This window comes from Pseudomonas poae RE*1-1-14 (assembly GCF_000336465.1).
GTDB classification, from domain to species: Bacteria; Pseudomonadota; Gammaproteobacteria; order Pseudomonadales; family Pseudomonadaceae; genus Aquipseudomonas; species Aquipseudomonas poae.
Window position 1 is genome coordinate 1,944,565 of record NC_020209.1, and the last position, 15,860, is coordinate 1,960,424.

The window sequence follows — 15,860 nt, forward strand, 5'->3', positions numbered from 1 at the left end:
GTGAAGTAATGCGTTCAAGATTAAGCGCAAAAATGTTGAACAGATATGAAAGCCTGATGAAAAACTCGTTTATTTGACAGGTAGACAGCTAGGGTTCAGCTAAGCAGCCAGCGGCCTGCAGCCGAGAACTGACCAGCAAAACAGGGACAAGCCGCCGCACATTGTGTGCAACTTCGCTGCCTGTGATTCGTTGCCGGATTTAATTCAACAATCTTCTCTGCATTGCGCCTCAAGTGCCGGTAAAGTAAGCCATCTCGTGCCAGGGTAGTCGGATGAATAGCGTGCAGCTTTTGCGCGGCCAATTGCGGCCTGCGTTGATCGGTTTGATGATGTCCGTGGCCTGTATCGGTACGGTGCGGGCCGATGAAGGGGTGGCGCTCACGCCGGTCAGTCAGGTGCCTGACGGCGTCGAAGTGCGCGGCAAGCAAGTGGCGGCGTTCACCTGGGACGACCGCCAGGGCAAGAACCTGCTGGTGCTCGCCGAGCAAATCAGCGAGCGGGACGACGATGGCAGCCAGTCGGCATTCGTCTACGCGGCCCAGTACCTGATCGACGGTGACCGTCCCCGGCGCATGTGGATGCTCTACGACGACGTGCAACGCTGCGAATTCGATGCGGCGCTGCGTTTCGACATGGCAGCCACCCGCGTCACAGACCTTTCGGGGGACGGCATCACCCAGGCCACCGTGGGCTATTCGCTCACGTGCGCCAGCGACGTGAGTCCCAATCAATTCAAACTGATCATGCATGTGGGCAAGTCCCAGAAGTACCGGCTGCGTGGTGTCGACCGCTATGGCGCCGCGTGGTGGGACGAAGAGCTCGGCGCGCTGCGCGGCATGCCCTTGCCCACCGATTGCAGCGTGGCAGCCCAACAGGCGCTGGTCAGCCAGTACAAGGAGCAGGGCACCGAACTGCCGTTGCCGGGGTGCTATGGCGATGAGAAAGACTTTGCCAAGGCCCCCGAGCGCTACCTGACCTTCATGCGCCAGCACTGGTTTGCGCTGATGAAGAAGCAGGACACCGAGTGGGCTCAAGCCCAGGTCCAACCCCAGCCTCAGGAACCCACCGTGGACGAGGACTCGGCGCCGTGATGTGGTGCGAGGGCTGATCCTGCGCTAGACTCAGGCCTCGCCAATTCACTAAATACCTCGACTAATCAATGGATTGCTCGAGGTATTTAATCCAAAGGCTGATCTACCTTGACTGAGTCTATCCGCAACCCACTGACCCTCTATCTCACCCGCCTGGCCCCCTCCAGCCAACTGACCATGCGCTACGTGCTGCAAGACGCGGCCGACCGCCTGGGCTTCGAAGACGCCAATCTCGAAGACATCGACTGGCACCATCTGCAACCTGAACACGTGATCGCCCTGGTGGCGGCCCTGCGCGAAGACGGCTATGCGCCCAATACCTCATCGCTGTATGTGAATGCCGTACGCGGGGTGATGAACGAGGCATGGCGCATGAGCCTGATCAGCCAGGAACACCTGCTGAAAATGCGCACGGTCAAGGCCACTCCCGGCAGCCGCCTGAGCCAGGGCCGCAACCTGCGGCGCACGTTGATCCGCGAAATGATGGACGTGTGCGCCGCCGATCCACGCCCCCAGGGTCTGCGCGACGCGGCAGTGATCGGCATTCTGTACGGCTCGGGGATGCGCAAATCGGAGTCGGTAAACCTGGACCTGGCGCAGGTCAATTTCCAGGAGCGCAGCCTGCGGGTGATCGGCAAGGGCAACAAGGAACTGGTCAAATACGCGCCGGACTGGGCCTTCGCCAAGCTGGCGGCCTGGCTGGATTTTCGTCGCGAACAGCTCAAGGAGGGGGAGCAGGACGACAGTTTTCTGTTCAATCGTATCCGTCGGGGCAGCCATATCACCCGCGAGCGTATCACCAAGCATGCGATCTATTACATCGCCCGCCAGCGCGGAGAACAGGTGGGTGTGCAGATCATGCCCCATGACTTTCGCCGCTCGTTCATCACCCGGGTGATTGAGGAGCATGACCTGTCGATTGCGCAGAAACTGGCGCACCACACCAATATCCAGACCACGGCCAGCTATGACGTGCGTGAGGATAACGAGCGGCGACGCGCGGTGGACAGGTTCGACCTGTAGCGGTCGCCCGCTTGGATGAAGACCAACGGTTGATGAACATCAAAATGTGGGAGGGGGCTTGCCCCCTCCCACATTGCGTGGGGTATTAAAGAATGGGCTTGCCGCCGGTCACCGCATAGCGCGAACCGGAGATGTAACTGGCCTCATCGGATGCAAGCAGGACGTAGATCGGCGCCACTTCGACCGGTTGCCCTGGCCGTCCCAGCGGGGTTTCGCTGCCGAAGCTCTGCACATCTTCATCAGTCATGGTGGCCACGATCAATGGCGTCCAGATCGGACCGGGGGCGACACTGTTGACGCGAATGCCCTTGCTGCCCAGTAGCTGTGCCAGACCACCGGTGAAGTTGGCGATGGCGCCTTTGGTAGCGGCGTAGGCCAGCAGGGTTGGCTTGGGCATGTCGGAGTTGACCGAGCTGGTGTTGATGATAGAGCTGCCGGCCTTCATGTGGGGCAGGGCAGCCTTGCAGATGCGAAACATCGCAGTGATGTTGATATCGAACGTCCTGACCCATTCCTCATCCTCGATCTCTTCGAGGGTTTCGTGATTCATCTGGAACGCGGCATTGTTGACCAGCACATCAATGCGGCCGAACTGCTCGACGGTCTTGTCCACCAGCGCCTGGCAGGTAGCCTTCTGCGCGATGTCACCGGGTAGCAACAGGCACTGGCGGCCGGCTTCTTCAACCCAGCGTGCGGTTTCCTGGGCGTCTTCGTGCTCGTCGAGGTAGGCGATGGCCACATCGGCGCCTTCACGGGCGAATGCGATGGCCACGGCACGACCGATGCCGCTGTCGGCGCCGGTAATCAGCGCGATCTTGTTGGCCAGCCGACCGGAGCCTTTGTAGCTCTGTTCGCCACAGTCAGGGTACGGATCCATCTTCTTTTGAGTGCCTGGCACGGCTTGGGTTTGTGGGGCGAAGGGAGGGCGTGGGTAATCAGTCATGACAATCTCCATAGATTTCCAAGGGTGCTATGGGATTAGTAGTTTGGGCCGCGGCGATAGTTGTGATGGATGCGGCGCAGGCCCGACGAATGGTTGGCGTTCAGGCCACGGCGCGGCGCTGAAATTAACCTAAAAATCCGCTCATGGCGGCCGATAACGCTACTAGCGGTAGGACCGCCAATCGGCGGTTCGGAAAGGGGATAAGGCATGACGATCAGACTACGCTTGATGCTGTTGATTGCGACCGGACTGCTTGCGGCGTTGGTCATGAGCCTGACCGGTTACGTGGGCAACACCCGGATGGGGGATGCCGTGGCCGATAACGCGGTGAGCATGACCGTGCTGCGCAACCACATGGAAGCCGACATGATGCACGATGCCCTGCGCGCCGATGTGCTGTCGGCAATGCTGGTGGGCCTGGGCAAAAGCACCAGCACCAAGGCCGAGGTCACCCAGTCGCTGAAAGAACATGCCGAGCACTTTCGCCAGGTGCTGGGCGATAACCTCAAGCTGCCGCTGGACGACACGCTCAAGACCAGCCTGGAAAAACTCAAGCCCACCCTGGACACCTATATCAGCGCGGGCGAGCGCATCGTCGCCCTGGCGCTGGATAATCCCGAGGCCGCTCGCGGCGAGCTGAATACTTTCAACAGCGCGTTCAGTCATCTGGAAGACCAGATGGCGGCCCTGAGCGAGGTGATCGAAAGCAAAACCGAACAGAGCGGCGCAAGCACCCGGCAAACCCTCAGCAATGCCAACCTGACCCTGGGCGCAGTGTTGATTGTCAGCCTGTTGCTGCTGCTGGCGCAGGGCCGCTGGGTGATCCTCAGCATCATGGGGCCGTTGCAGGCCGCGAGCAGGATTGCCGCGAGCATCGCCAGGGGCAACTTGAGCGAGACGATCACTGAGCCGCGGCGCAAGGACGAAGCGGGCATGCTGATCACCAGCCTGGCAACGATGCAGCGCGACTTGCGCGGCATGATCGAGGTAGTGCGCAGCAACGCCCATGAGGTCAACCACATGAGCGAACAACTGAGCCATGGCTGCCATGAAGTTGCCAACAGCAGCCAGCAGCAAAGCGGCGCGGCCAGCACAATGGCGGCTGCCGCCAGCGAAATGACCGCCAGCATCGAGGAAATCACCCGGCATGCCGGGCGTGCACTGGACATGGCTAATCAGGCCGAAGCCCTGGCCAAGGACGGTGGTCGAGTGATTCACCAAGTGGTCAACGATATGGGCGGCATTGCCCGCTCGGCGCAGCAATCGGCCCAGGTCATCCGCACCCTGGATAAAGAGTCCGAGGCGATCTACAGCATTATCCAGGTGATCAAGGGCATCGCCGACCAGACGAACTTGCTGGCGCTGAATGCCGCAATCGAGGCCGCCCGTGCCGGTGAGCAAGGGCGTGGTTTCGCGGTGGTGGCTGATGAAGTGCGCAGCCTCGCAGGGCGCACCAGCGCGTCGACCCAGGAAATTGCCAACATGGTAGAGCGCATCCAACAGAGCACGCGCGAGGCGGTGACCAGCATGGAGGAGGGCGTCGCCCAAGTGGACAAAGGCATGGCCGTGACCGCCGAGGTCGAGCGGGCCATCCGCGAAATCCTGCAGGCCACCCTGAGCACCACCGAGCTGGTCAACGATATTACGCGCACCATCGGCGAGCAGAGCCTGGCCAGCAATGAAATCTCCCATCAGGTCGAGATGATCGCCGGCATGTCGCAAAACAACAGCCGGGTGATCGACGAAACCGCCTCCACTACCGACCATTTGTCCGGGCTGGCTGGCAAGCTCTCGCAATCGGTGGATCGGTTCAGCTTGTAGCGCCCGCTGCGCAACCCGCCGGCCCACAATGGGCCGGCTTTTTTTGTGCGGACTCAATGCCAGATCGCAAAAAAAGATTGAATATTCACACCATATGTTATTTAAATAACAAAAAAAGCGGTATGACCTGCCTGGCCGTGCCGCAACAAGGTGGAATAGCAATGAGCAAGATCGCAGTCATCGGCAGCAACATGGTGGATTTGATTACCTATATCGACCGCATGCCGGCCCAGGGCGAAACCCTGGAAGCGCCGGACTTCGCCCTCGGTTGCGGTGGCAAGGGCGCCAACCAGGCGGTGGCGGCTGCCAAGCTCGGGTCCCGGGTGTTGATGTTGAGCAAGGTTGGCGACGACATGTTTGCCGACAACACCCTGGCCAATTTCCAGCGCTTTGGTATCGACACCCGTTATGTGCAGCGGGTGCCTAACGTTTCCAGTGGTGTAGCGCCGATTTTTGTGCGCTCCGATTCCCACAACAGCATTCTCATCGTCAAGGGCGCCAACGCGCATCTGGCGCCGGCAGACATTGATGCGGCCGCAGCCGAGTTGCGTGAGTGCGCGCTGATCGTGCTGCAACTGGAAATCCGACTGGAGACGGTCTACTACGCCATCGAATTCGCGCGCCGGCACGGCATTGCGGTGCTGCTCAACCCGGCACCGGCCCTGGCGGGCTTGAGCCCTGAGCATCTGGCGCAACTGGATTTTCTGATCCCCAACGAATCGGAGCTGGCGCTGATCACCGGGCAGGTGGTGGACTCGCCGGCTGCCGCTCAAACCGCTGCGCGCACATTGGTTGCCAGCGGCATTCGCCACGTCATTGTCACCCTGGGCGAACAGGGTGCGCTGTACGTGGGCGAGGAGGGCGAGTTCCGCGTGCCAGGCCGCCAGGTTGCGGCCCGTGACACCACCGGCGCCGGTGATGCCTTCATCGGTTGCTTCATTCACCACTGGAACCGCGACGGCAATATTCAGCAGGCCATGGAGCAGGCAGTGGCGTACTCGGCATGCTCGGTCATGGCGCTGGGCACGCAGTCTTCCTATCCCAACAGCGAAGCGTTCGCGCGCTTCCAGCAACAGCCGTAACACCCTCAACCCAGCCCGGAGAACAATAATGAACAAACCTGCGCTGCAACAGACACCCGACGGTTTCTACCTGAACCGTACACCCTGGTTCGCCTTTATCCTGCTGTGCAGCATTTTTGCACTGTGGGCCGCTGCGGCGAGCATGAATGACGTGCTGATCGCGCACTTCAAGAAAGCGTTTTTGCTCAGTGATTTCCAGACCGCGTTCGTCCAGTCGGCGTTTTACCTGGGCTACTTTTTCGTGGCCATTCCGGCTGCGATGGTGGTGCGACGCTTCAGCTACAAGAGCACGATTCTGATCGGCCTGCTGTTGTACATGCTCGGCTGCCTGCTGTTTTTTCCGGCGGCGTCCATGGCCAAGTACGGTATGTTCCTGCTGGCGCTGTTTGTGATTGCTGCGGGCCTGTCGTTCCTGGAAACCGCCTGCAACACCTACTCGACGCTGATGGGCCCACGGGAAACCGGGACACGGCGCCTGAATATCTCGCAGACCTTCCACCCCTTTGGTGCAATGACTGGGGTGTATGTGGGCAGCTTTGTGATGTTCAAGTCCACTGACGCCACGACCGAACAGCTCGCGCAAATGAGCGCCACCGAGGCGGCGGTGCAGCAGTTGCAGATGATCCAGTCCACCTTGTTGCCCTACAAGTGGATGATTGCCGTGCTGGTGCTGATGTTTATCCTTGTCGCCATCACCCGGTTTCCCGCCTGCAAGGGCAATAAACCTGCCGATAGCAAGCCGGGCAGCCTGCGTCAGAGCCTCGGTCGCCTGTGGCGTAACCCGCGTTTTACCTTTGGCGTGCTGGCGCAGTTTCTGTATGTGGGGGCCCAGGTCGGCGTTTGGAGCTTCACCATTCGCCTGGCCATGCAAATGGGCGGCATGAACGAGCGCAGTGCTTCATGGTTTTTGATGACCACCTTTGCCGCCTATTTTGTCGGCAAGATGATCGCCAACCTGTTGATGCGACGTCTGCATCCTGCCAAGGTTCTGGCGATCTACGGGGTGCTGTGCATCGTGCTGCTGGCCTACACCATCCTGGTGCCGAATATCTCGGCGGTGTATGCGGCGGTCGGCGTGAGCATTTTCCTGGGGCCTTGCTGGCCGACCATTTATGGCCTGACCATCGATGGCCTGGGTGAAGACACCGGCGTCGGCGGCTCGCTGCTGGTGATGAGCATCGTCGGCGGCGGCGTCATCCCGATCTTTCAGGGCCTGCTGTCCGACGCCAGCGGCGGCAATATGCAACTGGCCTACAGCGTGCCGTTGCTGTGCTTTATCGTGATCGTCATCTACGCGCTCAAGTGCATGCGTCAGCCTGGCCGCGAGCCGTTGACGGCAGCCGGGGCGGTGGCCTCATGAGTACTCGTGTGCCGCTGTACCCTGCGCTGTTCGGCGAGCAGGAGAAAATCATCCTGCAGTCGCAGGCCTTCAAGGTCAGTGCCTGGACCTATCCATCCGGCGTGCAGGCCCTGAGCCTGGAGAACAGCCGTGGTCGCCTGGTGCTGCTGCCTTATCAGGGCCAGATGATCTGGTCCGCCGTCTTCGACGATTGCGACCTGACCATGCGCAACCTGTTCACGCAACCCCGGCCCAGCCCGACCATCATCGAGACTTACGGCTGCTTCATGTTTCACAGCGGCCTGCTGCGCAATGGCTGCCCGGCGCCGCAGGACACCCATGCGCTGCACGGCGAAATGCCCTGTGCGCCGATGGACACGGCCTGGCTGGAACTGGGTGAAAACCACGTGAGTGTGCACGGGTCGTACGAATACGCCAAAGGCTTCGGCGATCGCTATCGGGCGTGCCCCAGTGTGACGCTGCGTGCCGATTCGGCCCTGTTCGATATCGCTATGGCAGTGACCAACCTGGCCGGCAAGCCCATGGACCTGATGTACATGGCCCATATGAACTACGCCTATGTAGAGGGCGCGCGATTCGTCGAGCCGCTGGGCATGCAACGCCAACGCCTGCGCATGAGCGTGCCGGACCACGTCAAACCGACTCCGGCCTGGAGCGCCTACATGGCGCAACTGGAAGAAGATCCGGCGCAATTGGCCAGTCTCGATCAGCCGTCGCTGTACGACCCGGAAGTCGTGTTTTTCTTCGACGGAGTGGGCACGGACGCCGCAGGCCAGGCGCATTTTCTGCTGGATCATCCTGACGGTGCCGCGTTTTACACCCGTTATCGTCCCGAACAGTTCGAGCATGCCGTGCGTTGGATTCTCTACACGCCGGATCAACAGGTGGCGGCGTTCGTGCTGCCGTCCACCTGCGAACCCGAGGGTTATAACGCGGAAAAAGCCAAGGGCAACGTCCGGGTACTGGCCGCCGGCGCCAGCGCTTCGTTCAGCCTGACCACCGGCTACCTGAGTGCACAGGAGCGGCAAGCGCTGCGGGCTTAAACCAGCAATTGCGCGCCGCTGGCGAGGATGGATTCTGTGTAGCTGCGGGGGATTTTCTTGTCGCTGATCACGTACTGAAAATCTTCCAGGGTGGCGAAGTGAGCGGTGCGCACCGTGTCGAACTTGCTGAAGTCGGCAAGCAGCACCCGTTGCTGGGCCTGGCGTATGACCTTTTGCTTGACCTCGACTTCATTGAAGTTGAAGCAGGTCACACCGAATGCCTGGCTGACGCCGGCGGCGGTCACGAAGGCCCATGTCAGGCGCACGCTGTCGAGGATGCTGCTTTCGGCGCTGCTTTCGAAGACCTGGTTCTTGCGGTGAAAGGTGCCGCCACACAACACGATGTGGCAATTGGGCTTGTTCTGCAGCTTGAGCAGCACGTTCAGCGAACTGCACACCGCCGTGAATTCCAGCTGATCGGGGATGAAATCAATCACAAACGGCGAGGTGGTGCCGCAGTCGAAAAACACCGTGTCACCAGACTGGATCAACTGCGCGGCGAGCTTGCCGATGCGGCGTTTTTCCTCCACATGGCGGGTGTCCTGATCGGCCACGCGGTAATCACCGACCTCGTTTCCTACCCGGGTTATATAGCCGCCCAGCAGGCGCACGTGGTCGGTGAAGTGGGCGAGATCGCGACGCAGGGTCATCTCGGAAACGTCCAACAGGGCCGCCATTTCCCTCAAGTGAATGGCGTTCTGGTCCTGCAGGGCTTGCTGGATAAGCTTGAGTCGCTCGGCTTTTCTACTGTCCACGCGTGTTCCAGGGCTTGATTGTTGATGTTAAATAAGAAACATTTTATGTTAGTATTTTAACGTATTATGTGAGCACTGTGACAGCGCTGCACACTTATTGGAAACATACAGGCAAGGGGCCATTAAATGAACAGTCTTCCACCCGCCGCATTGGCCAAGTACATCGATCACACATTGCTGGCTCCCGACGCCTGCGTTGATCAGATCAAGACCCTGTGCGACGAAGCGCGGGAACATGGCTTTTATTCGGTATGCGTCAATTCCGGGCAGGTGCCCTACGTGGCTTCGTGCCTGACCGACAAGAGCGTGGTTATCTGCGCGGTAGTTGGCTTCCCCCTCGGCGCCGGCCTGAGCGACAGCAAGGCCTTCGAAGCGGAACGAGCCATTGCCGCCGGGGCAGGGGAGATCGACATGGTGCTCAACATCGGCTGGCTGAAGGACGGACTGCTGGACGCCGTGCGCGACGATATTGCACAGGTCCAAAAAGCCTGTGGCGCCGTGCCATTGAAAGTCATCCTGGAAACCTGCCTGCTCAATGACGCACAGAAGGTTCAGGCATGCGAGATCTGTCGCGACCTGGGCGTGGCATTCGTCAAGACATCCACCGGGTTCAGTCGCAGCGGCGCTACCGCTGAAGACGTGGCCCTGATGCGCAAGACCGTGGGCGCCGACATTGGGGTAAAGGCATCCGGTGGTGTGCGCGATTATCCGACCGCCGTGAAGATGATCGAGGCTGGGGCGACAAGGTTGGGCAGCAGCTCGGGGATTGCGATCGTAGGTGGAGCGGTGACGGCAGCGAGTGGCTACTGAGGGCTTTTTTGGTTCTGAATGTGACTTAACTCTACTAAATAGTCATTTAGTTGAGTTGGGACTAAGAGCTGAGGATTCAGGGCAGGGAAAGAGCAAGCGTCGGTGTTCACTGACGCTCGACTGTCTATGTATGTTCCATGCGTGGTACGCCATTAAGGCGGTCTCATCTTCCCTCAACAGGCAGAGCCTCACCAGGCTCCTAGCCTGATCGGTCGTCGAGCCAGCGTCCAGCCACAGGGCGCTGTGTCAAGCCGGCAGGCGCGGTACCGAGTCTTCAGCCGCTGCAATGGTGCTGGATGCTGAATCTCAAATGCACGTATGAGTCAGTATAGTTTTCACTTGGCTGGATATCGATATGCGGGCTGAGTGAGCGCGACGAGTAATCGGGGTCAGGACGACATCGACAGGAACGATATTGGTGAAGCAGCTGCTACTGGAACGAGTCGGCAGGTAATGACTGCAGCATTGTTCCTAGCGATGGATGAAGAGCTGCTTCATGAGATGGAACGAGATAATCGTGATGCAGGGCTTGCCATGGTTTGAAACGTAGAGGGGGTTTTGTGTTGTAAACCGATGTGGAACGGCCCTGATTACGTAACATGGTATTACGCATAATGTATATTATGTTAAATCAGGTGCTATGTCAGATATGTTCATAAGACACGTAAGTCATTGATTCGACGAATTCGTATTTGACGTCTACTCTCTCAACGGGCCATGTCCATAGTGTTCATGACGATTCCTTGAATGAGGTGGCTGTCGATGAAACTGATCCAGTGCAGGTTCTCTTCAGGTCAACGACTACCGCTGCTTGTACAAACTGGTGATGCGACGCCGTTGCCCATACTCATTCCGTTCATCTACGTCCAACTCAAACTCAGGCACCGGGCTTACAACACGGCTGCGGCGCACCTGCGCGCGATCCAGGCTTTCTACGCCTATGCCAAAAGCCGAGATCTGGATATCGATGAGGCCATCTTGGCCTGCCACTTTGAGGCGATTCTGGCTTTGCTGGACGGTTACGCTATTTGGCTCCAAAGTGGCCGTCATGCCGATAATCTGATCGCCCGAATCGGCAAAGCTGGCACTGTACTTTTTCAGCAGATCAGTTCACGAACACGTGACCAGTACCTGCGCCTGCTGAAGAAATACCTGTCTTGGTGCGTCACCCGTTACATCCCGCGCGCCCGTCAGAGTTCAGCCACACAGGCTGACATCAACGTGGTATTTGCCGATGTTGCCGACGTCATTGAGCGGCGCTTTGAGAGCCATATCATCAATGCTCGTCCCGATCGCACTCGTTACCGCAGCCTGACAGATACGCAACTACAGATCGTTCGCACACTGATTCGCCCTGGCGCTGTGGAGAATCCGTTCCCGGAACGTTTGCAACTGCGTAATTGGCTAATGATCGAATTGCTCTTGGAGACCGGCATCCGTCGCGGAGAGCTTCTGAAGCTCTACTCCACGGATATCAATAAAGGGTCTCAGCATGCCTATGTCAGCATCAATGATCGAGAACATGATCCCCGCGATCCGCGCGTTGAAGAGCCTGCGCTCAAAACACATGGGCGAACCGTAGGTATCTCCGCACAGTTGTATGAGGTCTACGAACGCTATATCCAGAGCGATCGGCGCCCTTTGCGTGACGGCAAACCGATGAAATTGCTGTATCGCTATTTGTTCATCTCGGATCGGGGCCGCCCGCTGTCGATCCGCGCGTTGTCTAACGTTCTTGACCGGCTGTTTCTGACCATTGAGCTGGCTCATCCAGGATTGTTGCCTACACTTTCTGCGCATGACTTTCGCCACACCTTTGCAGACCACTTTTTGGCTTACCTGGTCGAAAAGCGTGGGCATGACCTCGAGCGGGCCACGGACGAACTACGGCGAGTCTGCGGTTGGTCTGAGACCTCGACTATGCCACGTCGTTACGCAGGTCGTTATCTAGCCGAGTCGGCCAACCTCCACAATGCCCAGCGCACCTCGGCAGCCTGGAGCCGACTTGACAGTTAAGGAGATTCGCCGTGACCAAATCAGCCGCTCAAGAACACGCGTCACCGCCCTCCTCTTTGCCAGCTTACGTGTTCAGGGGGCCCGCTTACGTTACGATTCGGACTCGCACTAATGACCAACCAAAGTATGTCGATACTCGATTGAACGTCTGGACGTGGTACGACGGCGGAACGGCAATGAATATTGATTGGTCTGGTCTAAAGTTGAGCTCGGAGTTTGTCGAAATAGCAAAGGCATTTATGGCCCATATGTTAGAGAAATACTCCCCTTCAACTGCATATAGGGCCGCCAGAATGCTCCATCGGGTTTCGGAAAGTGATATTTCCTTGAAATTCCCTTGGGCAGCCGAGGAAATTATTAGTGCATTCAATAGTTGGAACAGCTCAAGAGAGTACGTAGTCGTCTTTCGCACGCTTTATCGCTGGGTAATGGATAGAGGAATTGCCGGATTTAGTAACGATATTTATCTAAAGATCAAGGACTTCAAAACCGAACGCTCATCTCCCTACTCTCGAATTTTTCTCTCTCAGTCAGGCTTGGAGCTCGACGAGGAAATTCTATTGCTTAAACGCATTGAACGACAATCTTTGACTGACTCTTGGGAGGATGTCCAGTTTAATATCGTACTTCACTTAGGTTTCGAACTCGCACCTCGATCGATTCAATTTCATTCGCTAGACATTGCTGATTTTGAGTTTATTGAAAGCGCTGATCACGAGAAGTACTACACCCTATGGCTACCCATGGCCAAAAAAGTTGGCCAACGCAAACCTGAGCGGCGCCCTCGTAAAATAACCTCGCGCCTGGGGGTGAAAATCTCACGCCACATTTTAGAAATTCAACACCGTTTTGGTAGCGGCTGTGAACCATTATTTGTCAACCCTTGTGGAAGGCGTCTCTCGGTTAGCGAAATCGGTTCAGGTCTCAAACACGAGCTGGGTGAAGCTGGTATAGATAGGCCGAATCAGGTATCCATATTGTTGCGACATCACCTCGGGCAAAGCCTGGCGGATCAGGGTACTCCGGCAGACATGATTGCCGAACTGCTCGGACACAACAGCACGGTTGCGGCGCGTGCTTACGTAACTGCCACCCCAAACATTGCCCGGATCAAAGAGAAAGCTCTGGGTAAGAGCCCGGCCTATCAACGCATCATGCGCAGCTTATTAACTGGGAAAATCGTCAAACGCCGCGATACGGCTCCTGAAGCAGCCGTCCGCGGCGTCATTGATACGCAGTACATAGGCGATATTGGTGCCTGCGCCCTGCCCGTCCATACCCACTGCCCCTACAACCCTATATACGCGTGCTACACCTGCAAGAAGTTCCACCCCTTTGCTGACGGCCGCCATGAGCAGGTAAAGGATGCGCTCCAGCGGGAGGCCCAACGGTTCATTGATATGGCAGAACAAGCCGGTGATCTCAGTCAAAATCGGCCCCTCGCCCAGCATCAGATAACCATCCTGGCAGTAAGCACTACGATCGAACGCTGCCGGCAGCACACGGAGGGTGCCGCAGATGACGCTGTCTAGGGCAAGGCAGAGCCTCGAAGGTTTCATTAAACAGGAAAAAGTGATTTTTCAGTCTTTATCGATTCCAACTCCTTGGGAGTCAGCGCTATGGTCGGTCCAGCATTGGTTACCTCAGCGCTTAAAGCAGCAGACTATAACCTTTGAAACTCAACGACAATCACTTGAAAAGAATGGCTATTCTGTTCCTCCTAAAGCTGCTCTTCCCTTGGATTTCCAGGATTTTTGCAAGGCATTAATCGTATATCTACAACGCACCCGAAGCCTGAAGTTTTCGATGGTCGCCGCCTACAATATTGCGGTACGCCGGCTTTACAATCCGTTGTTTGAACGACGTGTATCCGACCCTACACAGTTGACGCGGGGCGATTTTGACCGTGTCGTAGAATTTCTCAGAGGGAGTGGCTACAAGAACCTTTACGACGCGATATCTCATCTTCAGGTAATTGCGGATACGATCGATAAACTACAATTAACCGACACCGCCATCCACTTTACACATGATGCAAAACCAGAGAAAAGCCGCCACGAGTTCATCTCATTGCACGATCCTGATCGTGCGGTAAAACAGCGTAAATCTGATGAGAGATTACCTTCTCGTGAGGCGATGGAGGCATATGCCATATGTTCGAACAACCCACTCAGTGACGGCGAAGAAATTTTGCTGCGAGTGATCGACTTATTGATAGCGACTGGGCAACGAGGTAACGAAATAGCAGTAATACCTTATGATTGTTGGGTCGAAAGGCCGATCAAAGGGACGACAGGAGAAGTGGTTGTCGATGCCCATGACAAGCCTCTCGTCGAATGCGGAATTAGGTACTTCGCGGAAAAGCAATTTCAATCCCGTGTTCATTGGCTGGCTGAAAGCGACATTCCTCTAGCCAGGCGCGCAGTAGAGCGATTAAAAACGCTAACCAATGAACAACGAGAAATTGCCGCCTGGCAAGAACTCCACCCAGGACGTATTTGGAGCTACCCCCCTCAGTCAGTGATCTCCGATGCAAAGGTCTTGGACTGGCTAGGTTTTAGCGAAGCAAGAAGCGCAAGCAGAAATCTATACCTTTTCCTCACTCGCAACGGTGTCCATCCATTTGACGATGAACCGGATGAAAAGCAAGGAAGGTCGTTAAAGCGACGTTACGTCGCCGGGGAGATTGAGCGACTGATCGTCCCGAGAATCCGTGGGCACGCGGCATTGACAGAAAATGTCGGTGGACAAGTTCGTATCGTACTTAGAACCAGCGAAACGCTTGCGATCGCTTTCGACGGCCAATTTCGTTTCGGTGGACGTGAGGCGAATGTGTTTCGTGCGGTCCCGCGTCGGGTCACCCTCGGGGATATCAATCACGCATTAGGTGACAATGAAAAATATACGTCCATTTTTTCGCGTCGTTCATTAACCGAATCCGATGGAACTCCGATTAGGCTAACAAGCCACCAACCTAGACACTGGCGGAACACAATTTACCACTTGACCGGTATGAGCGATGTTCAGCAAGCATTGGCTCTGGGGCGAAAACGCCTCGACCAGAATGTTTATTACCAACACACGAGCATTGAAGAAAACACCGCTGCCCATCATGAGTTTCTGGCGTTCAATAGCTATCACGAGCGCCTCGACTTTCTACATACAGCCATAAGAGATAAGCGCATTCATGGCGCTTTGACCGATAGTTACCATGCTTTGCTATCAGATAAAGGTACAACAACTGCGGAAGCATTCCTCACGGTACACGCCACGGCGCTGCATGTGACCCCTTTCGGAGGTTGTATCCACGATTTCTCCCAGGCCCCCTGCCCTAAGCATCTTCAATGCTGGAATGGCTGCTCGCATCTACATCTGATGGGCACTTCATCGGAGCGGCTCAACCTTGAAAAACAAGCTAAGAATCTGACGAAGGCAATATCCATCATGCGCGACGCAGGCACCGGAGAGGCAGGCAGCGATGTATGGCTAGCAGACCAGGAAAACAAGCTCAAGAATTTAAAATCTGTCCTTGCACGCGATACCAATGGAGGTGTGCAACGCGTGTTTCCAAACGGGCGTCCAATCACGGTTGTCGACTCGGACAAACGACACAGTTCGGTATCAGATGACTAGGGGCAACTATGGCACGACGACAGACATTGAGGGGCGGCACTCTTGACGAAGCAATAGACGCTCTCCTCGCCCAGATGATTAGCTCAGGAGTGGAGTTCGCTCCTATTTCCCGACCGGAGGTGCAGCGCCGGCTGGGCCTGACAAGCCGAGCTACGCTAGGAGGTGACCGTGGAGGCAGAATTGAGGCCGCCCGTATTGTTCAAATGAGGGAAAGCGGGAGAGATCCGGATGGTGCCCGCCGGCGCAGAAGTCTCGAAGAGCGTATTGCAAGTCTTCAAGCGGA

At 57.0% G+C, this 15,860-nt stretch carries 11 protein-coding genes and 2 pseudogenes; 11 read left to right on the forward strand and 2 right to left on the reverse strand.

All coding sequences use genetic code 11. The annotated features are described in order from the left end of the window. Positions 1 to 272: 272 nt before the first annotated feature. Both H045_RS08665 and H045_RS08670 read left to right on the forward strand, forming a co-directional pair. Positions 273 to 1,091: a M949_RS01915 family surface polysaccharide biosynthesis protein gene (locus tag H045_RS08665; RefSeq protein ID WP_015372081.1), complete on the forward strand. Its 819-nt coding sequence runs from the start codon at positions 273 to 275 to the stop codon at positions 1,089 to 1,091. Between the two features lie 108 nt (positions 1,092 to 1,199). After that, on the forward strand, positions 1,200 to 2,114 hold the full coding sequence (locus H045_RS08670) for a site-specific integrase (protein WP_015372082.1): 915 nt from the start codon (positions 1,200 to 1,202) through the stop codon (positions 2,112 to 2,114). 85 nt (positions 2,115 to 2,199) lie between these two features. Here the strand turns inward: H045_RS08670 and H045_RS08675 are convergent, their stop codons facing one another. Further along, entirely contained in the window at positions 2,200 to 3,057 is an 858-nt protein-coding gene (locus tag H045_RS08675; RefSeq protein WP_003230670.1) for an SDR family oxidoreductase, read from the reverse strand. A gap of 267 nt (positions 3,058 to 3,324) precedes the next feature. Between H045_RS08675 and H045_RS25765 the strand changes: the two are divergent. The 5 genes and pseudogenes from H045_RS25765 to H045_RS08695 all read left to right on the forward strand — a co-directional run. Then, positions 3,325 to 3,972, forward strand: a pseudogene (locus H045_RS25765) (MCP four helix bundle domain-containing protein); the annotation flags it as partial. A 309-nt stretch (positions 3,973 to 4,281) separates the two neighbouring features. Continuing rightward, positions 4,282 to 4,878, forward strand: a pseudogene (locus H045_RS25770) (methyl-accepting chemotaxis protein); the annotation flags it as partial. Between the two features lie 161 nt (positions 4,879 to 5,039). Next, the gene (gene rbsK / locus H045_RS08685) at positions 5,040 to 5,960 is read left to right on the forward strand and encodes a ribokinase (RefSeq protein WP_015372084.1); all 921 of its coding nucleotides are present in this window, start codon (positions 5,040 to 5,042) and stop codon (positions 5,958 to 5,960) included. Between the two features lie 28 nt (positions 5,961 to 5,988). Further along, the gene (gene fucP, locus H045_RS08690; protein ID WP_003230664.1) at positions 5,989 to 7,320 is read left to right on the forward strand and encodes an L-fucose:H+ symporter permease; all 1,332 of its coding nucleotides are present in this window, start codon (positions 5,989 to 5,991) and stop codon (positions 7,318 to 7,320) included. Beyond that, positions 7,317 to 8,363: an aldose 1-epimerase family protein gene (locus H045_RS08695; protein WP_041931471.1), complete on the forward strand. Its 1,047-nt coding sequence runs from the start codon at positions 7,317 to 7,319 to the stop codon at positions 8,361 to 8,363. Before fucP ends, H045_RS08695 begins: the two co-directional genes overlap by 4 nt. Here H045_RS08695 and deoR read toward each other — a convergent pair. Then, entirely contained in the window at positions 8,360 to 9,118 is a 759-nt protein-coding gene (gene deoR, locus H045_RS08700) for a DNA-binding transcriptional repressor DeoR (RefSeq protein WP_015372086.1), read from the reverse strand. The genes H045_RS08695 and deoR overlap by 4 nt on opposite strands. 126 nt (positions 9,119 to 9,244) lie before the next feature. On the opposite strand from deoR, the gene deoC reads away from it, so the two are divergent. The 4 genes from deoC (at position 9,245) to H045_RS08720 (ending at position 15,577) form a co-directional block, all read left to right on the forward strand. Next, positions 9,245 to 9,928: a deoxyribose-phosphate aldolase gene (gene deoC / locus H045_RS08705; protein WP_015372087.1), complete on the forward strand. Its 684-nt coding sequence runs from the start codon at positions 9,245 to 9,247 to the stop codon at positions 9,926 to 9,928. 762 nt (positions 9,929 to 10,690) lie between these two features. Continuing rightward, positions 10,691 to 11,944 carry a tyrosine-type recombinase/integrase gene (locus H045_RS08710; protein WP_015372088.1) on the forward strand — a complete coding sequence of 418 codons (1,254 nt, stop codon included), beginning with the start codon at positions 10,691 to 10,693 and terminating at the stop codon, positions 11,942 to 11,944. An 11-nt stretch (positions 11,945 to 11,955) separates the two neighbouring features. Then, on the forward strand, positions 11,956 to 13,476 hold the full coding sequence (locus tag H045_RS25355) for a tyrosine-type recombinase/integrase (RefSeq protein ID WP_016980312.1): 1,521 nt from the start codon (positions 11,956 to 11,958) through the stop codon (positions 13,474 to 13,476). After that, on the forward strand, positions 13,463 to 15,577 hold the full coding sequence (locus H045_RS08720; protein ID WP_015372090.1) for a hypothetical protein: 2,115 nt from the start codon (positions 13,463 to 13,465) through the stop codon (positions 15,575 to 15,577). Before H045_RS25355 ends, H045_RS08720 begins: the two co-directional genes overlap by 14 nt. Positions 15,578 to 15,860 lie beyond the last annotated feature (283 nt).